Annotated in this window: 22 protein-coding genes; all 22 read right to left on the bottom strand. The window is 69.1% G+C overall.

The window, feature by feature from the left end; translation table 11 throughout:
* Positions 1–44 precede the first annotated feature (44 nt).
* The 22 genes from ACSYGO_RS31230 to thrC all read right to left on the bottom strand — a co-directional run bounded on the left by ACSYGO_RS31230 (position 45) and on the right by thrC (position 23,850).
* On the bottom strand, positions 45–491 hold the full coding sequence (locus ACSYGO_RS31230) for a DUF2550 domain-containing protein (protein ID WP_095936681.1): 447 nt from the start codon (positions 489–491) through the stop codon (positions 45–47).
* A 138-nt stretch (positions 492–629) separates the two neighbouring features.
* Positions 630–1,004 carry a F0F1 ATP synthase subunit epsilon gene (locus ACSYGO_RS31225; RefSeq protein ID WP_095936680.1) on the bottom strand — a complete coding sequence of 125 codons (375 nt, stop codon included), beginning with the start codon at positions 1,002–1,004 and terminating at the stop codon, positions 630–632.
* Positions 1,005–1,132: 128 nt separating this feature from the next.
* Positions 1,133–2,569: a F0F1 ATP synthase subunit beta gene (gene atpD, locus ACSYGO_RS31220; RefSeq protein ID WP_426682095.1), complete on the bottom strand. Its 1,437-nt coding sequence runs from the start codon at positions 2,567–2,569 to the stop codon at positions 1,133–1,135.
* Entirely contained in the window at positions 2,569–3,486 is a 918-nt protein-coding gene (locus ACSYGO_RS31215) for a F0F1 ATP synthase subunit gamma (RefSeq protein WP_426682094.1), read from the bottom strand. Before ACSYGO_RS31215 ends, atpD begins: the two co-directional genes overlap by 1 nt.
* Before the next feature lie 21 nt (positions 3,487–3,507).
* Positions 3,508–5,100, bottom strand: coding sequence for a F0F1 ATP synthase subunit alpha (gene atpA, locus ACSYGO_RS31210; protein WP_426682093.1), 1,593 nt, complete (start codon positions 5,098–5,100; stop codon positions 3,508–3,510).
* A 130-nt stretch (positions 5,101–5,230) separates the two neighbouring features.
* Positions 5,231–6,052: a F0F1 ATP synthase subunit delta gene (locus ACSYGO_RS31205; protein ID WP_095936676.1), complete on the bottom strand. Its 822-nt coding sequence runs from the start codon at positions 6,050–6,052 to the stop codon at positions 5,231–5,233.
* Positions 6,049–6,594 (bottom strand): F0F1 ATP synthase subunit B, encoded by a 546-nt coding sequence (locus ACSYGO_RS31200; RefSeq protein ID WP_028804226.1) that lies wholly within the window; start codon positions 6,592–6,594, stop codon positions 6,049–6,051. The genes ACSYGO_RS31205 and ACSYGO_RS31200 overlap by 4 nt, the downstream gene beginning before the upstream one ends.
* A gap of 41 nt (positions 6,595–6,635) precedes the next feature.
* A complete protein-coding gene (gene atpE / locus ACSYGO_RS31195; protein WP_028804225.1) occupies positions 6,636–6,866 on the bottom strand; it encodes an ATP synthase F0 subunit C in 231 nt (76 codons plus the stop codon).
* Between the two features lie 74 nt (positions 6,867–6,940).
* Positions 6,941–7,777 carry a F0F1 ATP synthase subunit A gene (gene atpB, locus ACSYGO_RS31190; protein WP_179332583.1) on the bottom strand — a complete coding sequence of 279 codons (837 nt, stop codon included), beginning with the start codon at positions 7,775–7,777 and terminating at the stop codon, positions 6,941–6,943.
* A gap of 210 nt (positions 7,778–7,987) precedes the next feature.
* The gene (locus ACSYGO_RS31185; protein WP_028804223.1) at positions 7,988–8,425 is read right to left on the bottom strand and encodes a hypothetical protein; all 438 of its coding nucleotides are present in this window, start codon (positions 8,423–8,425) and stop codon (positions 7,988–7,990) included.
* 293 nt (positions 8,426–8,718) lie between these two features.
* Positions 8,719–10,077 (bottom strand): MraY family glycosyltransferase, encoded by a 1,359-nt coding sequence (locus ACSYGO_RS31180; RefSeq protein ID WP_426682092.1) that lies wholly within the window; start codon positions 10,075–10,077, stop codon positions 8,719–8,721.
* A 129-nt stretch (positions 10,078–10,206) separates the two neighbouring features.
* The gene (locus tag ACSYGO_RS31175; RefSeq protein WP_426682091.1) at positions 10,207–11,445 is read right to left on the bottom strand and encodes a serine hydroxymethyltransferase; all 1,239 of its coding nucleotides are present in this window, start codon (positions 11,443–11,445) and stop codon (positions 10,207–10,209) included.
* A gap of 105 nt (positions 11,446–11,550) precedes the next feature.
* Positions 11,551–12,198 (bottom strand): arsenate reductase/protein-tyrosine-phosphatase family protein, encoded by a 648-nt coding sequence (locus ACSYGO_RS31170; RefSeq protein ID WP_460388463.1) that lies wholly within the window; start codon positions 12,196–12,198, stop codon positions 11,551–11,553.
* A gap of 52 nt (positions 12,199–12,250) precedes the next feature.
* Positions 12,251–12,898, bottom strand: a complete 648-nt coding sequence (locus ACSYGO_RS31165; RefSeq protein ID WP_345650234.1) for an L-threonylcarbamoyladenylate synthase — start codon at positions 12,896–12,898, stop codon at positions 12,251–12,253.
* A 53-nt stretch (positions 12,899–12,951) separates the two neighbouring features.
* A complete protein-coding gene (gene prmC / locus ACSYGO_RS31160; protein ID WP_095936669.1) occupies positions 12,952–13,797 on the bottom strand; it encodes a peptide chain release factor N(5)-glutamine methyltransferase in 846 nt (281 codons plus the stop codon).
* Positions 13,798–13,849: 52 nt separating this feature from the next.
* The gene (gene prfA / locus ACSYGO_RS31155) at positions 13,850–14,926 is read right to left on the bottom strand and encodes a peptide chain release factor 1 (protein WP_426682089.1); all 1,077 of its coding nucleotides are present in this window, start codon (positions 14,924–14,926) and stop codon (positions 13,850–13,852) included.
* Between the two features lie 173 nt (positions 14,927–15,099).
* On the bottom strand, positions 15,100–15,321 hold the full coding sequence (rpmE, locus tag ACSYGO_RS31150; protein WP_028804216.1) for a 50S ribosomal protein L31: 222 nt from the start codon (positions 15,319–15,321) through the stop codon (positions 15,100–15,102).
* A 312-nt stretch (positions 15,322–15,633) separates the two neighbouring features.
* Complete coding sequence (locus tag ACSYGO_RS31145) at positions 15,634–16,770, bottom strand: LCP family protein (RefSeq protein ID WP_426682088.1); 1,137 nt, start codon at positions 16,768–16,770, stop codon at positions 15,634–15,636.
* A gap of 213 nt (positions 16,771–16,983) precedes the next feature.
* A complete protein-coding gene (locus tag ACSYGO_RS31140; protein ID WP_460388459.1) occupies positions 16,984–18,753 on the bottom strand; it encodes a trypsin-like serine protease in 1,770 nt (589 codons plus the stop codon).
* A gap of 190 nt (positions 18,754–18,943) precedes the next feature.
* Positions 18,944–20,932 carry a transcription termination factor Rho gene (gene rho / locus ACSYGO_RS31135; RefSeq protein WP_432174577.1) on the bottom strand — a complete coding sequence of 663 codons (1,989 nt, stop codon included), beginning with the start codon at positions 20,930–20,932 and terminating at the stop codon, positions 18,944–18,946.
* Between the two features lie 388 nt (positions 20,933–21,320).
* Positions 21,321–22,250, bottom strand: coding sequence for a homoserine kinase (gene thrB / locus ACSYGO_RS31130; RefSeq protein ID WP_345650251.1), 930 nt, complete (start codon positions 22,248–22,250; stop codon positions 21,321–21,323).
* 541 nt (positions 22,251–22,791) lie between these two features.
* Positions 22,792–23,850, bottom strand: a complete 1,059-nt coding sequence (thrC, locus tag ACSYGO_RS31125; RefSeq protein ID WP_426682085.1) for a threonine synthase — start codon at positions 23,848–23,850, stop codon at positions 22,792–22,794.
* Between the last annotated feature and the right edge of the window lie 3 nt (positions 23,851–23,853).

The raw sequence follows: 23,853 nt of genomic DNA, 5'->3' as shown, positions 1-23,853 counted from the left end.
GGACCCCGTCCGGGACATCTCACCCGGCGGGTGGACGTGACCTCTCAGGCCACGTTCACCCGCTGTCCGGGTGGAGCGGCCTCCAGCCACGCGAGGAATCCCGTCAGGGCGTCCTCGCTCATCGCCAGTTCGAGCCGTGTCCCGCGGTGCAGACAGGCGAGGATGATGGCGTCGGAGAGCAGGGCCAGCTCCTCCTCGCCCTCCGGGGCGCGACGGCCGGCCACCTCGATCGCGGAACGCTCCAGCACTCGACGCGGGCGCGGTGCGTAGGAGAAGACGCGGTACCACTCGATGCGGTCGCCGTTGTAGCGGGCCACCCCGTAGCTCCAGCCCTTGCCGCTGGGGTCGCCGTCCTCCGGGACGTCCCACCGCAGGCTGCAGTCGAACGTGCCGCCGGACCGCTGGATCAGCCGTCGGCGGAGACCGAAGACGAAAAGGCCCACGACCACGAGCGCCACTACCAACCCGCACACAGTCAGAGCGAGGACCATCGACACCGACCTCCTCGTCTCCTAGGTAAAGCAGGTAATGAAACGGAAAAAAGTACCCGCATCGCCTCAGCCGCGGCCCGGTCTGGATGTCTCCAGTCCCGGCCGCGGCTGAGTCATGTCATTCCGTGCACGCTGGGGTCAGCGTGCCGCCACCGCCCGCAGGCGGACGTCCGCGCGACGCTCGGCGGAGGCATCGCCCTCCGCCTTCGCGCGCTCGAGCTCCCGCTCCGCACGCTGGACGTCGATCTCGTCCGACAGCTCGGCGATCTCGGCCAGCAGTGACAGCTTGTTGTCGGCGAACGAGATGAAACCGCCGTGCACCGCGGCGACGACCGTTCCACCATCACTCGTACGGATGGTCACCGGGCCCGACTCCAGCACACCGAGCAGCGGCTGGTGACCGGGCATGACGCCGATGTCGCCGGACGTGGTACGCGCGACGACCAGGGTGGCCTCGCCGGACCAGACACTGCGGTCCGCGGCGACGAGCTCGACGTGCAGCTCAGCAGCCAAGGTGGGCTCCTCGGGTCACCACCCGGCGTTGCTGCCGGGTGTTGGGTCAAAGTCTAGTAGGCGTACGGAGGGGGACGGGACGCGCCCCGCGAGGTGCGGCCCCGCCCCCCTCACACAGAACACGAGGTTCAGGAGACGCCGAGCTCCTTGGCGTTGGCCTTGAGGTCCTCGATGCCACCGCACATGAAGAACGCCTGCTCCGGGAAGTGGTCGTACTCACCGTCGATGATCGCGTTGAAGGCCGCGATCGACTCGTCCAGCGGGACGTCCGACCCGTCGACGCCGGTGAACTGCTTGGCGACGTGGGTGTTCTGGGACAGGAAGCGCTCCACGCGACGGGCACGGTGGACGGTGAGCTTGTCCTCCTCGCCGAGCTCGTCGATACCGAGGATCGCGATGATGTCCTGGAGGTCCTTGTACTTCTGCAGCACCGACTTCACGCGCATCGCGGCGGTGTAGTGGTCCTGCGCGATGTAGCGCGGGTCCAGGATGCGGGACGTGGAGTCCAGCGGGTCCACGGCCGGGTAGATGCCCTTCTCGGAGATCGGACGGGACAGAACCGTCGTCGCGTCGAGGTGGGCGAACGTGGTGGCCGGGGCCGGGTCGGTCAGGTCGTCCGCGGGGACGTAGATCGCCTGCATCGAGGTGATCGAGTGACCACGGGTCGAGGTGATGCGCTCCTGGAGGAGACCCATCTCGTCGGCCAGGTTCGGCTGGTAACCCACCGCGGAGGGCATGCGGCCGAGCAGCGTGGAGACCTCGGAACCGGCCTGGGTGAAGCGGAAGATGTTGTCGATGAAGAACAGCACGTCCTGCTTCTGCACATCGCGGAAGTACTCCGCCATGGTCAGACCGGCCAGGGCCACGCGCAGACGGGTGCCCGGGGGCTCGTCCATCTGACCGAAGACAAGGGCGGTCTTGTCGATGACGCCCGAGTCCGACATCTCCTCGATGAGGTCGTTGCCCTCACGGGTGCGCTCACCGACACCGGCGAACACGGAGACACCGTCGTGGTTGTTGGCGACGCGGTAGATCATCTCCTGGATGAGCACCGTCTTGCCGACGCCGGCACCACCGAACAGACCGATCTTTCCACCCTTGACGTACGGGGTGAGAAGGTCGATGACCTTGACGCCGGTCTCGAACATCTCGGTCTTCGACTCGAGCTCGTCGAAGTTCGGGGCCTTGCGGTGGATGGACCAGCGGTCGCCCGTGTACTGCTCGTCGACGTTCAGCACCTCACCGAGGGTGTTGAACACCTTGCCCTTGGTGAAGTCACCGACCGGGACGGTGATGCCGTCGCCGGTGTCGGTGACCGGGGCCTGGCGGACCAGACCGTCGGTGGGCTGCATGGAGATCGTGCGGACCAGGCCGTCACCCAGGTGCTGGGCGACCTCCAGGGTCAGCGTCTTCTTCTCGCCGGCGTTGGCCGGGTCGGCCACCTCGACGTGAAGGGCGTTGTAGATGTCCGGCATCGCGTCGACGGGGAACTCCACGTCGACGACCGGACCGATGACCCGGGCGACGCGGCCCGTGGCAACGGCCGTCTCTGAAGTCGTCGTCATTACTTGTCACTCCCCGCGGTCGCGTCGGCAAGGGCGCTCGCGCCACCGACGATCTCGCTGATTTCCTGGGTGATTTCGGCCTGGCGGGCCGCGTTGGCAAGACGGGAGAGCGTGTTGATCAGCTCGCCCGCGTTGTCGGTCGCCGACTTCATCGCGCGGCGCGTGGCGGCGTGCTTGGAGGCAGCCGACTGGAGCAGCGCGTTGTAGATACGGCTCTCGACGTAGCGCGGCAGCAGGGCGTCGAGGACGTCCTCCGCCGACGGCTCGAACTCGAACAGCGGGAGGATCTCGCCCTTGCCGGACGCCTCCTCCGCCACCTCTTCGAGGCGAAGCGGAAGCAGTCGGCCGTCGATGGCCGTCTGCGTCATCATCGAGACGAACTCGGTGTAGACGATGTGGAGTTCGTCCACGCCGCCGTCCGCCGTCTCCTTCTCGATGGCCTCGATGAGCGGACCCGCGACCTTCTTCGCGTCCGCGTAGGTGGGCTCGTCGGTGAAGCCCGTCCACTGCTCCGCGATCTTGCGCTCGCGGAAGTTGTAGTGGGCGACACCGCGGCGGCCGACGATGTACGTGTCGACCTGCTTGCCCTCCGCCTCGAGGCGCGCCGTCAGCTGCTCGGCGGCCTTGATGGCGTTGGAGTTGAAGGCGCCGGCCAGTCCGCGGTCGCTCGTGAGGAGCAGCACCGCGGAACGGGTCGCCGTCTCCGCCTCCGTGGTCAGCGGGTGCTTGGTGTTCGAACCGGTACCGACCGCCGTGACCGCGCGCGTGAGCTCGGTCGCGTACGGCGTGGAGGCCCTCACCTTGCGCTGCGCCTTGACGACGCGCGAGGCGGCGATCATCTCCATCGCCTTGGTGATCTTCTTGGTCGCGGTGACGGATCGGATGCGACGCTTGTAGACCCGGAGCTGGGCTCCCATGAGTCAGGTCCCTTCCTTACGTCACTTGGCGGCAGCGGCCGGAGCGTCCTCGCCGAGCAGCTTGCCGTCAGAGGTCTCGAACTGCTTCTTGAAGTCCGCGATCGCGTCGGCCACGGCGGTCAGCGTGTCGTCCGACATCTTGCCGCCCTCCTTGATGGAGGTCATGAGGCCCTGCTCCTTGCGGTGCAGGTACTCCAGGAGCTCCTTCTCGAAGCGGCGGATGTCGGCGACCGGCACGTCGTCCATCCGGCCGGTGGTACCGGCCCACACGGAGACGACCTGGTCCTCGGTCGGCATCGGCTGGTACTGAGCCTGCTTGAGCAGCTCGACCATGCGCTGACCGCGCTCCAGCTGCGACTTCGACGCGGCGTCCAGGTCGGAACCGAAGGCGGCGAACGCCTCCAGCTCACGGAACTGGGCGAGGTCGACGCGCAGTCGGCCGGAGACCTGCTTCATCGCCTTGTGCTGGGCGGAACCACCGACACGGGAGACGGAGATACCGACGTTCAGCGCGGGGCGCTGACCGGCGTTGAAGAGGTCCGACTCCAGGAAGCACTGGCCGTCGGTGATGGAGATGACGTTGGTCGGGATGAACGCCGACACGTCGTTCGCCTTGGTCTCGACGATCGGCAGACCCGTCATCGAACCGGCGCCCATGTCGTCGGAGAGCTTCGCGCAGCGCTCCAGCAGACGGGAGTGCAGGTAGAAGACGTCACCCGGGTAGGCCTCGCGGCCCGGCGGGCGGCGCAGCAGCAGGGAGACGGCGCGGTAGGCGTCGGCCTGCTTCGAGAGGTCGTCGAAGATGATGAGGACGTGCTTGCCCTCGTACATCCACTGCTGGCCGATGGCCGAACCGGTGTACGGCGCCAGGTACTTGAAGCCGGCCGGGTCGGACGCCGGGGCGGCGACGATGGTCGTGTACTCGAGCGCGCCGGCCTCTTCCAGGGCACCGCGCACCGAGGCGATGGTGGAGCCCTTCTGGCCGATGGCGACGTAGATGCAGCGGACCTGCTTCTTCGGGTCGCCGGTGCGCCAGTTGTCGCGCTGGTTGATGATCGTGTCGACGGCCAGGGCGGTCTTGCCGGTCTGGCGGTCGCCGATGATCAGCTGACGCTGGCCACGGCCGACGGGGGTCATCGCGTCGACGGCCTTGTAGCCGGTCTCCATCGGCTCGTGCACCGACTTGCGCTGCATGACCGTGGGGGCCTGCAGCTCGAGGGCGCGGCGGCCGGTGGTCTCGATCTCGCCGAGGCCGTCGATCGGGTTGCCGAGCGGGTCGACAACGCGGCCGAGGTAGCCCTCGCCGACGGCGACGGACAGAACCTCTCCGGTGCGCTGCACCGGCTGGCCCTCCTCGATGCCGCTGAACTCGCCGAGGACGATGGCGCCGATCTCGCGCTCTTCCAGGTTCAGCGCGAGGCCGAGGGTGCCGTCCTCGAACTTCAGCAGTTCGTTGGCCATGGCCGAGGGCAGGCCCTCGACCTTCGCGATGCCGTCGCCGGCAAGGGTGACCGTACCGACCTCCTCGCGCGAGGCCGCGTCCGGCTTGTACGACTGGACAAAGTTCTCCAGCGCGTCCCGGATCTCCTCCGGCCGGATCGTGAGCTCCGCCATCTGGGTTCCCTGCTCTCCTTGTTGGGCCCGAAGTTTCACTTTGGGGGGATGGGGACTCCCCCCTAAGAGAGGTGAATCCTCTGCACGGCCCAACGAGGGCCGTAATTACGTACTTCTTTTTGAGTTGCTGCTAGCCGGCCAGGCGGCGGCCCGCGTCCTCAAGTCGATCCGCGATGGAGCCGTTGATGACCTCGTCGCCGACCTGCACCCGGATCCCGCCGAGGACCTCGGGGTCCACGTCGAGGTTGAGGTGCATCTGACGGCCGTAGAGCTTCGCCAGAGCGGCGCCGAGGCGCTGCTTCTGTCCGTCGCTCAGCGGGACCGCCGAGGTGACGACGGCGACCACGCGGTTGCGGCGCTCTGCGGCGAGCTTGGACAGGGACTCGAGTCCCGCTTCCAGGCTACGTCCACGCGGAGCGGTCACAAGGCGCGTCACCAGACGCTCGGTGGTCACGTCGGCCCGTCCGCCGAGCAGGCTGCGCAGCAGCTCGCTCTTGGCCGCCTTGGAGGCGGCGCGGTCGGTCAGCGCGGCGCGCAGCTCGGTGTTCGAGGAGACGATCCGGCCGAACCGGAACAGCTCGTCCTCGACGTTGTCGAGGCCACCGCTGCGCTGCGCGGCCGTGAGGTCGGCCGTCGCGGTCAGCTCCTCCAGCGCGTCCACCAGGTCGCGGGGCTGCGACCAGCGGGAACGCACCATGCCGGACACCAGGTCGGCGGCCGTGCCGCTCACCTGGCCGCCGAGCAGGCGCTGCGCCAGTTCGGCCTTGGCCTCGCCGGGCTGCGCCGGGTCGGTCAGGACCCGACGCAGCGACACCTCGCGGTCGAGCAGCGCGGTGACGGCGGCCAGCTCGTCGGCGAGCTGCGCCGCGTCCACGGACGCCGAGTCCGTCAGCGCGTCGAGACGCTCACGGGCTGCTGCGAATGCCTCGCGGCTCGCTCCGTGCGCTGTCATCGAGCTGCCTCGGCCTTCTCCTCAAGCTCGTCGAGGAAGCGGTCGATGACACGGCTCTGCCGGGCGTGGTCCTCGAGGGACTCGCCGACCAGCTTGCCGGCCAGGGCGGTGGCCAGCTGGCCGACGTCCTGACGCAGCGCCTGGGCGGCAGCCTTGCGGTCCGCCTCGATCTGCGCGTGACCGGCGGTGACGATCTCCTCGCGCTGCCGCTGGCCTTCCGCACGCATCTCGGTGATGAGCGTGGCGCCCTGTTCCTGCGCCTCCTGGCGCAGACGGGCCGCCTCGTGCCGGGCCTCGGCGAGCTGCGCCTTGTACTGCTCAAGAACGCTCTGGGCCTCGGTCTGAGCGGCCTCGGCCTTCTCGATACCGCCCTCGATGGCCTCGCGACGCTGCTCCAGAACCTTGTTGATGTTCGGGAGGAGCTTCCAGGCCAGGAAGCCGAAGACGATGACGAAGGCGATCAGGCCGATGACAAGCTCGGGGATCGGCGGGACGAGGGGGTTTTCCTTCTCCTCGGCCGCCAGAATGAGCAGGTGGCTCATTTCAGTGCCTTTCGTCTAGTGGGCTGTTGCTGATCGGTCGATCAGGTGCCGTAGACGAACGGCATGACCAGACCGATGAGGGCGAGCGCCTCACAGAAGGCGAAGCCGAGAATCTGGTTGGCGCGGATCAGACCGGCGGCCTCAGGCTGACGGGCGAGCGCCTGGGTGCCGTTACCGAAGATGATGCCGACGCCGACGCCGGGGCCGATGGCCGCGAGGCCGTAACCGATCGAGCCGAGCGAGCCGGAGACAGCGGCAAGGGTCTGGGACATGCCAGTTCTTCCTTTTCTTTACGGACCGGTGGGGGTTGGCCACCGGACGAGTGCGGGGTCGAGAGGGGCGGCGCTCAGTGGTGCTCGGCCAGCGCGCCCTGGATGAAGGTGCAGGTCAGCAGCACGAACACGTACGCCTGCAGGGCCTGGATGAACAGCTCGAAGGCCGTCATGACCAGCGTCATGATGAACGAGACACCCGCGTACGCGATACCGATGCCGTTGAGCAGGTACCAGCTGGCGATCGTGAACAGCAGCAGCAGCGTGTGGCCCGCGAACATGTTCGCGAAGAGTCGCACGGCGTGCGTGAACGGCCGGACGATCAGGTTCGAGAGGAACTCGATGAACATGGCCAGCGGGAGGACCGGGCCGAGCGACTTGTCGTAGCCGGTGAAGTTCTTGAGCGCACCGACGAAGCCGTGCCGCTTGAAGGTCAGCGAGACCCACAGGACGTAGACGATCAGTGCCAGAACGGCGGGGTACGCGATGATCGCCGTGACCGGGAACTGGGCGACCGGAATGATCGACCAGAGGTTCATCATCCAGATGAAGAAGAACAGCGAGACGATCAGCGGAACGTACTTCTCGCCTTCCTTCTTGCCGATCGTCTCGTAGACGACGCCGCGGCGGATGAAGTCGTAGCCCGCCTCGGCGACCATCTGCAGCTTGCCCGGGACGACCTTCGGCTTGCGGAAGGCGGCCCAGAAGAAGCCGATAACGATGATCGAGCCGAGCAGCGCCAGCAGCATCGTCTTGTTGAAGTACACGTTGCTGTCGCCGTCGCCCCAGAGGGGCTCGAACAGGAACGAGTGCAGGCCGGGAGCCGGGAAGCCACAGCCGTCGAAGATGTGGCAGTCGGTCTCGAAGGCGAGCACCTGCGTCGGGTCAGCACTCACCGCGGGCTCCTTCAGCGTGGCGCATAGGTACGGCAACCTCGTTGTGTCGGCGCGGCGCGCAGCCGCGGTTCGGCACTGGACTGGTGTTACGGATGTGGGGGCGGCTGTGGGGCATCAAGCCTCGCGATTGAGCAGGCGTCAGCTCAGATGCCCGCGCCCGCGATGCCGCAGTTGGCACCGGACGATAGCAGGATCTCTTACGCGCACTTATCCCGGCCCTACCCCTCACGACGAGTGCCCCGACTTTTCGGGCTTGTCGCCCTTCGAGGAGTCGGGTTCGACGTAAAGGATCTTGGCCTTCATATGGGCACGCGCCTGTGCGCCGATCCACACGAGCGTGGTGGCGACCAGGGTGAGCGCGAAGGCCTTGGGGTTGAACAGCGACGTGTTCTTGAACGCGGCGACGAAGACGAACAGCAGCAGGATCTGCGCCGTGTAGAGCAGCAGACCCATCGCCTGGAACAGGTGCGGAAGCGATTTGGCGGTGCGCTGCAGGACGTAGAGCCCGAGCCCCATGAACAGGATCACGACCAGCGTCGCGACGACCGCCCCGATCGCTCCCTTGCCGCCGGCGACCACACCACTGACGACGGCGGCAATCGCGCCGACGGCAGCTGTGGGCACAGCGGCCTGTAGGAGGATCCGGGCGTCATTGGACGGCATGGCGGCAACTCCGCTTGTAAGGGGGGCGTGTCGTCATGGACGAGCGTAGTCCCGGGCTGAGAGAGAACCTCACGCCAAGGGACCGTCGCACTACGGTCCTTCGGCTCTATCCCGGGTTCTCGTGAACCGTATCACAAACTATTTGATGAGGTCTTTACCTGGTTGGTGTGCTCGCTGTCACACATGAGAGTGAACCTGCGCGTCTGTGCAAGAACAGCGTGGACTTGTCTGTTATTGGGGTGCTTTGCACCCCCACGACTTGGTCACGCGTTAGTCAGATTCTTACCTTCGCGTCAGCGCGACGACCCGGCGTTGCGCCCATCCAGGAAGCGCGAACGGGGGCCGATGGCCGTCGCTCCGTTGACTCCCGAGACACCCGCCACGACCGGCGGACGGTGCTCGCGCGCCTCGTCCGGCTCCTCGGCCTCCGCCGTCCCGTGCGTGACCTCCTGCCCCGCCTCCGCGGCGGCCGAGGAGGCCGCCCTGCGGCGCCGGTAGCGCGGCGGCACGAGGCGCTCGGCCCACTGCGGGGCGCGCGGGGTGAAGCGCGGCAGCAGGAGCAGGACGAGGCCGACCGCGCTGAGCGCGGCGATGCCGAGCACGATCCACATGGACGCCGAGTTGACCGAGAAGGCGAGGGCGCCGAAGGCGATCAGCGCGGACCAGAAGTACATGATCAGCACCGCGCGGCTGTGCGAGTGCCCGACCTCGAGGAGCCGGTGGTGCAGGTGCCCGCGGTCGGCGGCGAACGGGGACTGGCCGCGCCAGGTGCGCCGCACGATCGCCAGCACCAGGTCGGCGGCCGGCACCGCGATGATCGTCAGCGGGAGCAGCAGCGGGATGTAGACGGGCACCGTCTGGTGCACGGTGTTGCGCTCCGAACCGGAGAACAGGTTCATCGCGTCGGGGTCGATCTGCCCGGTGATGGAGATGGCGCCCGCCGCCAGCACCAGCCCGATCAGCATCGAGCCGGAGTCGCCCATGAAGATCCGCGCGGGATGCATGTTGTGCGGCAGGAAGCCGAGGCACATGCCCATGAGGATGGCCGCGAAGAGCGTCGCCGGGGCCGCTGCCTCGATGCCGTAGCTGTACCAGATGCGGTACGCGTACAGGAAGAACGCGGCGGAGGCGATGCACACCATGCCCGCGGCGAGGCCGTCGAGGCCGTCCACGAAGTTCACGGCGTTGATCGTGATCACGACGAGGGCCACGGTCAGCAGCGTGCCCTGCCACTGGGTGAGCGCCACCAGGCCGACGCCGGGGATGGGCAGCCACAGGATCGTCAGACCCTGCACGACCATCACGCCCGCGGCGATCATCTGACCGCCCAGCTTGATCAACGCGTCGATCTCGAACTTGTCGTCGAGGACGCCGATGAGCCAGATCAGCGCGGCACCGGACAGCAGTGCCCGCGGTTCGTTGGAGTTCGAGAAGACCGCGTTGAGATTCGTCAGGTGGTCGGCGACCAGCAGTCCCGCGCACAGCCCGAAGAACATCGCGATCCCGCCGAGGCGCGGAGTGGGTTCCCGGTGCACGTCGCGCGCACGGATCTCCGGCATGGCTCCGGCCACGATCGCGAATTTCCGTACCGGTCCTGTCAGCAGGTACGTCACCGCGGCCGTGATGCAGAGCGTCAGCAGGTATTCACGCACGGGCTTCCCCACAGGTCTCGCTGGCCATCTCAGCCCCACACCCTAGCGATGCACGCATATGGTTGGGGACTTCCGGGTAGCGACGATGGTTGCACGAGTGGCTGTGCACGAGTGAGCGAGTACCCCTGCTCAGTCCGGATAGGGCGGAAATCTTCCGGTGAGCTCCCGCACATCTTCACGCGCGGTCTTGGCGTCGACGTCCTCGCGCAGCACCCCGGCGAACAGGTCCGCGATCCACACCATCTCCGCCTCGCCCATGCCCTGTGTGGTCAGGGCGGCGGTGCCCAGCCGCAGACCGCGCGCGTCCCCGTGGGGAAGCGCACACGTGTCGAGGACCATGCCCGCCGCGGCCAGGCGTCCGCGCGCGGTGCGTCCGTCGAGGCCGAGCGGCGCCGGGTCCACGGCCAGCAGGTGGGTGTCGGTACCGCCGGTGGTGATGTGCAGGCCCTGCGCCGCCAGCCGCTCCGCGAGCACTCGCGCGTTGGCGACCACCTGGTGGGCGTAGGCGGTGAAGGCCGGGGTCGCCGCCTCGCCGAACGCGACGGCCTTGGCGGCGATGGTGTGCATCTGGGCGCCGCCCTGCGTGAACGGGAAGACCGCCCGGTCGACCCGCTCGGCCAGCTCCGCCCCGCACAGGATCATGCCGCCGCGGGGACCGCGCAGCACCTTGTGCGTCGTCGCGCACACGACATCGGCGTACGGCACCGGGTTGGGCGCGGCTCCCCCGGCCACGAGCCCGATGGGATGTGCGGCGTCGGCGATGAGATAGGCGCCCACCTCGTCGGCGATCTCACGGAAGACGGCGTAGTCGATGTGGCGCGGGTAGGCGATCGATCCGCACACCAGCGCCTTGGGCCGGTGCGTCCTGGCGAGCGTGCGCACCTGGGCGTAGTCGATGAGCCCGCTGTCGGCCTCGACGCCGTATCCGACGAAGTCGAACCAGCGGCCGGAGAAGTTCGCGGGCGAACCGTGGGTGAGGTGACCGCCGAAGGGCAGTCCCAGGGCGAGCACGGTGTCACCGGGCCGCAGCAGGGCGGCGTACGCGGCGAGGACCGCGGAAGACCCCGAGTGGGACTGCACGTTGGCGTGGGCGGACCCGAAGAGCGCCTTGGCGCGGTCCACGGCGAGACGCTCCGCGACGTCGACGATCTCGCAGCCGCCGTGATGCCGGGCGCCGGGGTAGCCCTCGGCGTACTTGTTGGCGAGCGGCGAGCCGAGCGCGGCCAGCACGGCGGGCGAGGTGAAGTTCTCGGCCGCGATCAGCTGGAGCGTGGTGGACTGCCGGTCGAGCTCCCCGAGGATGATCTCGGCGAGCTCGGGGTCCTGGCGACGCAGGACATCCGCTTCGAGCGTTTGTGTGACCGGCATGGTGGACTCCGGACCTCGGCGGGGGGACGCTACGTCCCAATGTAGAACCGGGGCCGGTGGGGCGCCCGGTATCACCACCATTCGCACCGCGCGCGGTCGTTGCCGTCAGGCCCGGGCCGGCACACCCGTCAGCGCGGTCACCACGGGGTCCAGCGCCTCGTTGATCTCGTCCCCGATCGACCGGAAGAACGGCAGCGGCGCCCCGTACGGGTCGTACACCTCGTCCGCCTCGGCGGTCGGGGCCAGCAGCCATCCGCGCAGCGCGGCGGCGGCCCGCACGAGGGCGCGGGCGCGTGCGACGACGCCGTCGTCCAGCGGCGGAAGCGTCGCCGGGTCTATCGCCCGTACGAGGCGGGTGAACTCCTTCAGGGTGAAGGTGCGCAGGCCCGCGGAGTGGCCCATCGAGATGACCTGGGCCCGGTGGTCACGGGTGGCGGTCAGGACCAGGTCGGCGCGGATGACGTGCTCGTCGAGGAGTTCCCGGCCGACGAAGCCGGAGGCGTCCGCACCGAAGTCGGCGAGGACCGTCTCGGCGTTGGCCTCCATGGGCGCGCCCTCGTGGCCCCAGGTGCCGGCGCTCTCCACGATCAGGCCGCCCCACAGGGGGTCGCCGAGCCGGTCCGCCAGGGCATGCCGGGTCAGCCGCTCGGTGATCGGCGAACGGCACACGTTGCCGGTGCTGACGTGGAGGATGCGGAAGGACCCGCCGGAGAGCCCGCCGGCCTCCGTGATCCCCTCGCCTATGCCACGCATGGGGGTGCCCCCTGGTCGAGCGGAGCCGCGGGCCGGGAGGTTTCAGGGGCTGTCAATTCGCCACCTCGAGGTCGGGTACGACCTTCCTCAGCTCGTCCGCCGACAGTGCGCCCGCACGCAGCAGCACGGGCACCTTGCCGGTCACGTCGACGATCGAGGAGGGCACGTTGCCCGGGGTGGGGCCGCCGTCCAGGTAGACCGAGATGGAGTCGCCGAGCATCTCCTGCGCGGCGTCGCAGTCCTCCGGCGCCGGGTGGCCGGTGAGGTTCGCGGACGACACGGCCATCGGGCCGACCTCGGTGAGCAGTTCGATGGCGACCGGGTGCAGCGGCATGCGCACGGCGACGGTGCCACGGGTGTCCCCGAGGTCCCACTGGAGGGACGGCTGGTGCTTGGTGACGAGCGTCAGGGCGCCCGGCCAGAAGGCGTCGACGAGCTCCCAGGCCATCTCGGAGAAGTCCGTGACGAGGCCGTGCAGGGTGTTCGGGGAGCCGATGAGGACGGGCGTGGGCATGTTGCGGCCCCGGCCCTTGGCCTCCAGGAGGTCGGCGACGGCCTCGGAGGAGAACGCGTCGGCGCCCACGCCGTACACGGTGTCGGTCGGGAGGACCACCAGCTCGCCACGGCGGACGGCGGACGCTGCCTCACGCAGACCGGTGGTGCGGTCGGTCGCGTCGTTGGTGTCGTATCGCCGTGCCATTTAGCGGGCCTCCTCGTACACGTACTGCTGGCTGGGGAACGTGATGCGCGTGCTCACGGCATCGCCTTGCGGGCGGTCGCGAACCGCGGCCGGTTGTTGAGGTCCGGGTGGTCGGCCGCGTCGGCCCAGCCCCGCTCCTCGGTGAAGATCCACGGCACCTGTCCGCCCTGGGTGTCGGCGTGCTCGATGACGACGACGCCGCCGGGGCGCAGCAGCCGGTGCGCGGTGCGCTCGATGCCGCGGATGAGGTCGAGTCCGTCCTCGCCGGAGAACAGGGCGAGTTCGGGATCGTAGTCCCGGGCCTCGGGGGCGACGTACTCCCACTCCGTCAGCGGGATGTACGGCGGGTTGGAGACCACCAGGTCCACCTGGCCGTCGAGGTCCGGGAAGGCCTCCAGGGCGTCTCCCTGGCGCAGGTCGACCCTGGACCCCTCGACGTTCTTGCGCGTCCACCGCAGGGCGTCCTCGGACAGCTCTACGGCGTGCACGCGGGAGCGCGGCACCTCCTGCGCCAGGGCGAGCGCGATGGCGCCCGAACCGGTGCACAGGTCCACGATCAGGGGTTCGACGACGTCCATCGCGCGGACGGCGTCTATGGCCCAGCCGACCACCGACTCGGTCTCCGGCCGGGGCACGAACACTCCGGGCCCGACCTGGAGTTCCAGGTAGCGGAAGTAGGCCCGCCCGGTGATGTGCTGGAGCGGTTCGCGGGCCTCGCGGCGCGCGGTCACCTCCCAGTAACGGGCGTCGAAGTCCGCGTCCTTGACGGTGTGCAGCTCGCCCCGCTTGACGCCGTGCACGAAGGCGGCGAGCTCCTCCGCGTCGTTGCGCGGCGAGGGCACGCCGGCGTCGGCCAGCCGCTGGGTGGCCTGGGCCACTTCCGCGAGCAGCAGGTTCACGCTGGTCCTCCGGGGCTGAGCTGTTGTCGTGTGCTGGTTGTCGCCGCCGCTGTTACGCGGCGGCGAGCTTGGCCGCCGAGTCCGCGTCGACGCAGGCCTGGATCACCGCGTCGAGCTCCCCGTCGAGCACCTGGTCCAAGTTGTACGCCTTGAAGCCGACCCGGTGGTCCGAGATGCGATTCTCCGGGAAGTTGTACGTACGGATCTTCTCGGAGCGGTCGACAGTACGAACCTGGCTGCGGCGGGCGTCCGCGGCCTCCCGCTCCGCTTCCTCCTGCGCCGCCGCGAGGAGCCTGGAGCGCAGGATACGCATCGCCTGCTCCTTGTTCTGCAGCTGGCTCTTCTCGTTCTGGCAGGAAGCGACGACTCCGGTGGGAATGTGCGTGATGCGCACGGCCGAGTCGGTCGTGTTGACGGACTGACCGCCGGGACCCGACGAGCGGTACACGTCGATGCGCAGATCGTTCGCGTGGATCTCGACGTCGACCTCCTCGGCCTCCGGCGTGACCAGCACGCCCGCGGCGGAGGTGTGGATGCGGCCCTGCGACTCGGTCGACGGCACCCGCTGCACGCGGTGCACCCCGCCCTCGTACTTCAGACGGGCCCACACGCCCTGACCGGGTTCGGTGGCACCCTGGCCGCCCTTGGTCTTCACGGCGACCTGGACGTCCTTGTAGCCGCCGAGCTCCGACTCGGTGGAGTCGATGATCTCGGTCTTCCAGCCGACGCGCTCCGCGTACCGCAGGTACATGCGCAGCAGGTCGCCGGCGAACAGGGCGGACTCGTCGCCGCCCGCGCCCGCCTTGATCTCCAGGATCACGTCCTTGTCGTCGCTGGGGTCGCGCGGAACCAGCAGCAGGCGCAGCTTCTCGGTGAGCTCCTCGCGCTGCTTCTCCAGGTCCTTGACCTCGGCGGCGAAGTCGGGGTCGTCGGCGGCGAGCTCCTTCGCCGTCTCGATGTCGTCCCCGGTCTGCTTCCAGGAGCGGTACGTCGCGACGATCGGGGTCAGCTCGGCGTAGCGCTTGTTGAGCTTGCGCGCGTTGGCCTGGTCGGCGTGGACCGACGGGTCAGCGAGCTTCTTCTCCAGGTCGGCGTGCTCGCCGATGAGTTCCTCGACCGCCTCGAACATCTCCGGCTCCAATGGACTGTCCCCAGCTCCATCATGGGCTCGGGACGTAGGTACGGCATGGGGGTCCCCCCTGCTCGGGCAGGTGCGCGAGTTCGGGGGAGGGGGCTGCACCGCAAAGCGCCGGTCCCGGCGCCCCCGTGCAGGGGACACCGGAGACCGGCGCTGTGGGCTCGCTACTTCTTGGCAGCGGCAGCCTTGCCGAAGCGGGCCTCGAAGCGGGCCACGCGGCCACCGGTGTCGAGGATCTTCTGCTTGCCCGTGTAGAACGGGTGGCACTCGGAGCAGACCTCGGCACGGATGGTGCCGGATTCGATCGTGCTACGCGTGGTGAACGACGCGCCACAGGTGCAGCTGACCTGCGTCTCGACGTACTCGGGGTGGATGTCGCGCTTCAAGGTGTCTCCTAGATTCGGGAGGGCGCCGGGTCGCCGCCGCGGGATGCGGGAGCGTGAACCGGAGCCGACGTACCAGTCTGCCAGGACTGGGCGCATCCCCCAAAACCGGGGTGGCGGAGGATCTATTCCCGGGCCGCCCGGGGGCCGCTCCCGGGTCGTCTCCCGGCCGCTCGCGAGCCCTCCCCGCGCCCGTCCCCGGACCGCACCCAGGCCTTCCCTGGACCGCCCCCGGACCTCTCCCCGGACTCTCCCCGGCCTCTTCGGGGCGCTTCCACGAGCCCCGGCGTACGCCTCGGGAGCCGGCCCGGCGTCTCAGGAGGTGACGACGCCCTTGGCGGAGCCGGTGGCGGTGCCCTTGGTGGCCGCCGCGGGGATCGCCCGGTCGTTCTTCAGGGCGTCCCACACCAGCTTCGACTTGGCCTTGTCGACGAGGACGCGGTTGGCGTCCGCGGCGTCGTACTGGACCGGCATCGTCACCATGGTCATGCGGGACGAGTTGATGCCCTTGAGGCCGTCGGCGAAGGACGCGAGCTCGGCGACCGAACCGATCTCGGAGTCGGTGGTGACGGTCCTGGTCGCGGTGTCGGCGAGGTCGTACAGCTTCTTCGGGCTGGTCAGCACGCCGACGTCCTTGACCTGCTGCACCAGGGCCTTGATGAAGGCCTGCTGGAGCTGGATGCGGCCGAGGTCGGAGCCGTCACCCACGCCGTGCCGGGTGCGGACCAGGCCGAGTGCCTGCTCGCCGTCGAGCGTGTGCCGGCCGGCCTTCAGATGCAGGTGGCTGTCCGGGTCGGAGATGTCCTTGGTGGTGGTGATGTCCACCCCGCCCAGGTCGTCGATGAGCTTCTGGAAGCCGCTGAAGTCGACCTCGAGGTAGTGGTCCATGCGGATGCCGGTCATGGACTCGACGGTCTTGACCGCGCAGGCGGCGCCGCCGGTCGAGTAGGCGGAATTGAACATCACGCCGGAGGCCGCGTCGTGGGTGACGCCCTCGGGGTCGGTGCAGGAGGGCCGCTCGACGAGGGTGTCGCGGGGTATGGAGACGACGCTCGCCTTCTTGTGGCCCTTGTACACGTGCACGATCATCGCCGTGTCGGAGCGGGCGCTGCCGTCGTCGGCGCCGCCGCCGAGCTTCTTGTTGCTGCCGGAGCGTGTGTCGGAGCCCAGGACGAGGATGTTCTCCGAGCCGTTGTCGACCTTCGTCGGCCGGTCCGTGCCGAGGGCGCCGTTGATGTCGACGTTCTTGAGGTTGCCGTTGAGCTTGAAGTACAGGATTCCCGCGCCGGTACCCCCCAGCACGACCACACCCGCGGCCGTCCACGCCGTGATCAGGAGGGCCTTGCGCCGCGTGCTGCGTGCCTTGCGGCGTCGGCCCTTCCCGCGCTGACGCGGGGCGCTGGTGCCGGGCTCCCCCGGTATGCCGGGTTCCGGCGTGCTCTCGGCAGGCATGTGCTCCTCAGTCCTGTGTCTGCGGTCGGTTACCCCCTGCTTTCAGGGCCAAGCCCATCAGGTCGTGACTACGGGTACCGCTCCATGGTCACTCCGTACGGTCAGACGGGGAAACCCGGGAAAGGGTTGCACAACGCAATGTGCCCATCGCGTGGCGCGATGGGCACATTGCGTCACCGGCGAAAGCGGGCGAACCCGCGCTCACCTGCGATTTCAGCCGAAGATGTCGTACTGCTTGAAATCGGTGCCGACCGAGATTCTTGTGGCGAAGATCTCCGTGGTCGCCTTGCCGGTGCCCGGGTACAGGTAGAGCGTGCCGCCGGGCGTGCGGGCCAGGAAGTCGGCCTTGCCGTCGCCGGTCACGTCACCGGGGGCGTCGAAGGCGTTGTAGCCGCTCCAGGTGCGCACCTTGATGCGGCTGGAGAAGGCCTCGCTGCCGGTCTTGCCCGTGCCCTTGTAGAGGTAGACGTACGAGCCGGTCTTGCTGCGCGCGATCAGGTCGGCCTTGCCGTCGCCGGTGAAGTCGCCGTGCCCGCGGATGGAGTTGTACTGGTTCCAGCCGGTGCGGACCTGGATACGCGCCGAGAAGGTGCCGTTGCCCTTGCCCGGGTACTCCCACATCGCTCCGGCGGAGTCGACGGAGAGCATGTCGGGCAGGCCGTCGCCGGTGATGTCGCCGGGGGCGATGATCCGGGTGCGGGTGCCCCAGCTGCTGAAGATCTGGTCGGTGGACCAGCTCTCGCTCGCCGGGACGTAGTGCGACCAGTAGACGTTGCCGCTGCTGCTGTCGCGGACGACGAGGTCCTGGTAGCCGTCACGGTTCAGGTCGGTCTGGAGCACGACGTTGACGCCGTTCCAGTTCCCCCACGACTGACGGGCGGCGAACGAGGTGCCCTTGGAGTCCTTCTCGTACCCGGTCTTCGTGGAGGAGTTGCGCACCCAGAGGTCGGCCTTGTGGTCGCCGCTGAGGTTGGTGTCCTCCACCCGCGGCCAGGCCGCGCCCACGTACGTGCTCACCTTGGAGAAGACGCTGTACGCGCCCTTCTCGACGCAGTCCTTCACACCCCAGGAGACGACGCCGACGATACGGCCGCCGACGATCAGCGGGCCGCCGGAGTCGCCGTTGCACGCCGTGGTGGTCCCGGTGTCGCTGCCGGTCGCCGCGTCGCCCGCGCAGACCATGTGGCCCTTGACGAAGTCGCTGCCGTAGTAGCCGGCGCAGGTGGTGTCGGACTTGATGGGCAGCGTGGCCGTCTTCAGCGTCTCGGAGATGTCCTCGCTGGTGGAGCTGGTGCGGCCCCAGCCGTACAGCGTGGCCTTGGTGCCGGACGCGTACGAGGTGGTGTCACCGGACGTCGTCATGCGGATCGGCTTGGCCTTGACGGGGCTCGCCAGCGTGATGACCGCGATGTCGTTGTCGATGGTCGTCGAGCTGTACGAGGGGTGGTTCCACTGCCGCCAGACGCCCGAGACGGTGCCGCCGTGCAGGTCGGTGTTGCCGGAGGAGTCGGTGGTCGGCAGCTGCGCGGTGCCCGTCACGACGGCGCCGTTGGCGTGCCAGTCGTAGCCCTTGACGCAGTGCGCGGCGGTGAGGATCTTCGTCGGCGACACGACGGAGCCGCCGCAGAAGAAGCCGAGGTCGTCGCTCTCGCTCGTGGTGCCCTTGTCGTCGTAGTACCAGAGCTGCGCCATCCACGGGGCGGTGGTGATGGTGGTCTGGCTGCCGCCGATGATCTTCGGGTCGACGCTCGCGCTGTCGGTGCTCGCGCTCAGCGACGACTTCTTGGTCGTCTCGCCCGCGGTGTCGTCGCCCGCCACGGCTCCCGCGACCCGCTTCGTCAGCTCGCTCAGGGAGGGCGAGGACGTGCTGGGCTTGACGGTCGGCGTGGGCAGCGACGTGGCGGCGTTCGCGGACGACATCAGGAGCGCGCCGGCGACCGCTGCCGCCAGGCCTGCCGCCGCGACGGGCACGACGATGCGCATCCGACGTCTGTGACGACCCCGGCCGGATATGGATGTATCCACTCAAGTCCCCCCTGAGACAGGTGAATTCAATGCTGGAATTCAGTGAATGCTGAAAGAAGCGAGATCGTACACCTGCCCCGGGCAGCGCAAAGGGCCGCCCCCGTCACCTGCGTGACGGGGGCGGCCCTTGTCCTGCTTGTCCTACGGACTAGTCGTTGCCGTTGCCCGGCATCGGCGTCGTCTTCTGGATCTGGAGCAGGAACTCGGCGTTCGACTTCGTCTGCTTCATCTTGTCGAGCAGCAGCTCGATCGCCTGCTGCTGGTCGAGCGCGTGCAGCACGCGGCGCAGCTTCCAGGTGATGGCGAGCTCGTCGCTGCCGAGCAGGATCTCTTCCTTACGGGTGCCGGACGCGTCGACGTCCACCGCCGGGAAGATGCGCTTGTCGGCGAGCTTCCGGTCGAGCTTGAGCTCGGCGTTGCCGGTGCCCTTGAACTCCTCGAAGATCACCTCGTCCATGCGGGAGCCGGTGTCGACGAGCGCGGTCGCCAGGATGGTCAGCGAGCCGCCGTCCTCGATGTTGCGCGCGGCACCGAAGAAGCGCTTCGGCGGGTAGAGGGCCGTCGAGTCGACACCACCGGACAGGATGCGGCCGGAGGCCGGGGCGGCGAGGTTGTACGCACGGCCCAGACGCGTGATCGAGTCGAGCAGCACGACGACGTCGTGGCCCAGCTCCACCAGGCGCTTGGCGCGCTCGATGGCGAGCTCGGCGACCGTGGTGTGGTCCTCGGCCGGGCGGTCGAAGGTCGAGGAGATGACCTCGCCCTTGACCGACCGCTGCATGTCGGTGACCTCTTCCGGACGCTCGTCGACAAGGACGACCATCAGGTGGCACTCGGGGTTGTTGTGGGTGATCGCGTTGGCGATCGCCTGCATGATCATGGTCTTGCCGGTCTTCGGCGGGGCCACGATCAGACCGCGCTGGCCCTTACCGATCGGCGCGACGAGGTCGATGATGCGGGTGGTCAGCACGCCCGGGTCGGTCTCCAGGCGGAGCCGGTCCTGCGGGTACAGCGGCGTCAGCTTGGTGAACTCCGGGCGGCCGCGGCCGTGTTCGGGCGCCATGCCGTTGACGGAGTCGAGGCGGACCAGCGCGTTGAACTTCTCGCGGCGCTCACCCTCCTTGGGCTGACGGACCGCACCGGTGACGTGGTCACCCTTGCGCAGGCCGTTCTTGCGGACCTGGGCGAGGGAGACGTACACGTCGTTGGGACCCGGCAGGTAGCCCGACGTACGGATGAAGGCGTAGTTGTCGAGGATGTCGAGGATGCCCGCGACGGGGATCAGGACATCGTCCTCGGCGAGCTGCGGCTCGGCGATCTCGTCACGGCCACGACGGCCACGACGGTCCCGGTAGCGCCCGCGCCGGCCGCGGCGGCCGCCCTCGAAGTCGTCGTCCTCGTCGACCCGCGGTCCGTTGTCACGCTGCTGCTGACGGTCCTGGCGGCCACCGCCACCGCCCTGCTGCTGACGGTCCGGACGCTGCTGGCCGCCGCCCTGCTGCTCGTCGCCCTTGCCGCGGCGGTCACGGCCGCCCCGGTCGCGGTCACGACGGTCGCGACGGCCCTGACGGCCGTCGGTGCCCTCGGCGGTGTCGGTCCTGGCCTCGCCCTGCGTCTCGGCCTTCGCCTCGGCCTTCGGCTCGCCCTTCGCCTCGGCGGCGACCGTCTCGGGGCTGCCGGCCTCGGCGGTGGCACGGCGACGACGGCGCTCCACGGGGGCGTCCTCGCTGGCCGGCTGGCCGGGAATCTCGATCTGCTGCTGAGCCACGGCCTTCTCGGCGGCGGGCTTCTCGGCCTTCTTCTCGGCCGGAGCGGCGGCGTCCTCGCCCGTACGAGCCTTCGAGGTGCTCCGGCGCTTCGGCTTGGTCTCGGTGGCGGCCTCGGCCTTGGCTGCCGGAGCACCCCCGGCCTGCGCCTCCTTGATGACCTCGATCAGCTGGCTCTTGCGCATGCGCGCGGTGCCCCTGATGCCGAGGCCGGATGCGACCTGCTGCAGCTCGGCCAGCACCATGCCCTCGAGGCCGGTACCGCGGCGCCGCCGGGAGCCGGCACCGGTGGCAGGCGCGGAGGCGTCCGTGGCGGGCGCGGCAGCGGTCTCCTCGACACGTGCGCCCATCAGATCGGTGGTGTCGCTCACGAAGGGTCCTTCCCTGGAGCGGACGTCGGCCTGTCTGGCTCGGCGACCGGTTGTGCTGTCCGACGTTGGTCCTTGCTGTGTGGACCGTGCCGGGGCGGTGGTCCGCCAAAGCGGCGGAAGACATATCTGGTGATGACGATTCCGGGCCCGTGGCACTGAATTGCGGTGTCATCGGCTCGGTCACGCCGGTTCCGGAGCGTGCTCAGCACTGCTCAGCGCATAGCACCCAATGCATGGCACAAAGCAGTTTGGGAGGCTCCCGGAAGAATGGTTGTCCCGGACGGGGACACGAAGCACCTCGCCATGGTGGGGTCGGGTGCAGACTTGAGGTTAACACTACCGGATCCAACAAACATTCCCCCTCTCCAAATCCGGCAACCGTGCGCCGTCAATTGACCCCGACAGGCGCGAGCGGCAACACGCTCGCCCCTTGGGCGTCGAGGTCCAGCCGGTTGGCGGCCCAGCCCTGACCTGCGAGATCGGCGACCTTGTCGGCCGACGCCCGGTCCGCCAGAGCGAGGACTGTGGGGCCCGCGCCGGAAATCACCGCGGGAATTCCGTCCGCGCGCAGACGCTCCACCAGTGCCGCGCTCTCCGGCATCGCCGGGGCCCGGTACTCCTGGTGCAGTCGGTCCTCGGTCGCGGGCAGCAGCAGCTCGGGGCGCCGGGTGAGGGCCTCGACGAGCAGCGCGGCACGGCCCGCGTTGGCGGCGGCGTCGACGTGCGGCACGGTGCGCGGCAGCAGTCCGCGCGCGGTCTCGGTGAGGACCGGCTTTCCCGGTACGAAAACCACCGGAACGATGGAATCGGCGGGATCCATCCTGATGGCACGGGCCGCGCCGGCCTCCATCCAGGAGAGCGTGAAGCCGCCGAGCAGACAGGCCGCGACGTTGTCGGGGTGTCCCTCGATCTCGGTGGCGAGCTCCAGGAGCGCGGTGTCGTCGAGCTTGGTGTCCCCTCCTATGGTGACCGCGCGCGCGGCGACGATGCCGGCGCAGATGGCGGCGGAGGAGGAGCCGAGGCCCCGTCCGTGCGGGATGCGGTTGGCGCAGACGATCTCCAGTCCGCGCGGCTGTCCGCCCAGCAGGTCGAAGGCGGTGCGCAGGGAGCGTACGAGGAGGTGGCTCTCGTCGCGCGGCAGGGTGTCACTGCCCTCACCTGCGATGTCGATGTGCAGCCCGGAGTCGGCCACCCGGACGACCACGTCGTCGTAGAGCCCCAGTGACAGGCCGAGGGCGTCGAAACCCGGGCCGAGGTTGGCACTGGTGGCGGGGACGCGCACCCGGACGGCGGCGGCGCGGAACGCTGGACCGGCCATCGCTCGATGACTCTCCTTGAGCTGCGTGATGTGCGAGATTCTCGATGAACTGCGATACGTACCGAAGACCCGGAGGCCGCAATGACGGCGCGGCACCGCGGCATATGCGGCGGGCGGGTTCGGTACAGCCTATCGAAGGAAGGTTCTGTGGCGACATAGGGCGCACAGGAGGCGCACGATGCGTGTCGTAAGCCCCCTGTGCACCCCCTGTCGGGTTGCCACGAGGGTGACCCCTTCGTCGGGCGGTTTCCGTCGGCTTCTGGCGATTTTCCACCCGTGCCCGAGGGGATCCGCCCGTTTCCCGGGCCTCCCGGCGCCGTTTCGGCGACGACGTGGCGGCTTTACGCCAGGCGGCTTTCCGCCAAGTCGGTCCGCGAGCGCCTTTCGGCCGGTGCACGCACCCGCTTCCGCCCGGTGCGTGCCCCTGCTTCCGGCGGGTGCGCACACCCGCATCGGGCCTGCGCCCGCACCCGACGGCCGGTACGGGCCGGACCACGGCCGGCGGGGGCGGACCAGCAAGGACCGGCCCCCGCGGGCGGGGTCACGCCAGGCCGAGCCGCTCCGCCGCCGTCGCCGCGTCCACGGGGACGGTGACCGGCTGCGGGGCGCCCGCGACGGCCCAGTCGGGGTCCTTGAGGCCGTTGCCGGTGACCGTGCAGACGATCGTCTGGCCGGGGTCGACCATGCCCTGCTCTGCGGCCTTCAGCAGACCGGCGACGGACGCGGCGGACGCGGGCTCCACGAAGACGCCCTCCTGCGCGGCCAACAGCCGGTAGGCGCGCAGGATCTCACGGTCCGTCACCTCGTCGATGAGACCGCCCGACTCGTCCCGGGCCGCCAGCGCGAACTTCCACGAGGCGGGGTTGCCGATGCGGATCGCGGTGGCGATGGTCGACGGGTCCTTGACCACCTCGCCGCGCACGATGGGCGCGGAACCGGAGGCCTGGAAACCCCACATGCGCGGGGTCCGCTGCGCGACGCCGTCGGCGGCGTACTCCGTGTACCCCTTCCAGTACGCGGTGATGTTGCCCGCGTTGCCCACCGGGAGCACATGGATGTCGGGCGCGTCGCCGAGCATGTCCACGATCTCGAAAGCGGCGGTCTTCTGGCCCTCGATACGCACCGGGTTGACCGAATTGACCAGCGCCACCGGGTAGTTGTCGGACAGCGACCGGGCGAGCGTGAGGCAGTCGTCGAAGTTGCCGTCGACCTGGAGGATCTTCGCGCCGTGCACGAGGGCCTGGCCCATCTTGCCGAGCGCGATCTTGCCCTGCGGCACCAGGACGGCGGAGACCATCCCGGCGCGTACCGCGTAGGCCGCGGCGGAGGCGGACGTGTTGCCCGTGGAGGCGCAGATGACGGCCTTCGCGCCCTCCTCCTTCGCCTTCGTGATGGCCATGGTCATACCGCGGTCCTTGAAGGACCCGGTCGGGTTGGCGCCCTCCACCTTGAGGTGGACCTCGCAGCCCGTGCGCTCGGAGAGCACCTGCGCGGGCACGAGCGGCGTACCGCCCTCACGGAGCGTCACGACCGGCGTGCTGTCGGATACCGGCAGCCGGTCCCGGTACTCCTCGATGATTCCGCGCCACTGGTGGGTCATTGC

Source organism: Streptomyces krungchingensis, assembly GCF_054729265.1.
The sequence above is the reverse complement of the archived record's forward strand: the minus strand, read 5'-3'. Positions and strand labels throughout refer to the sequence as shown.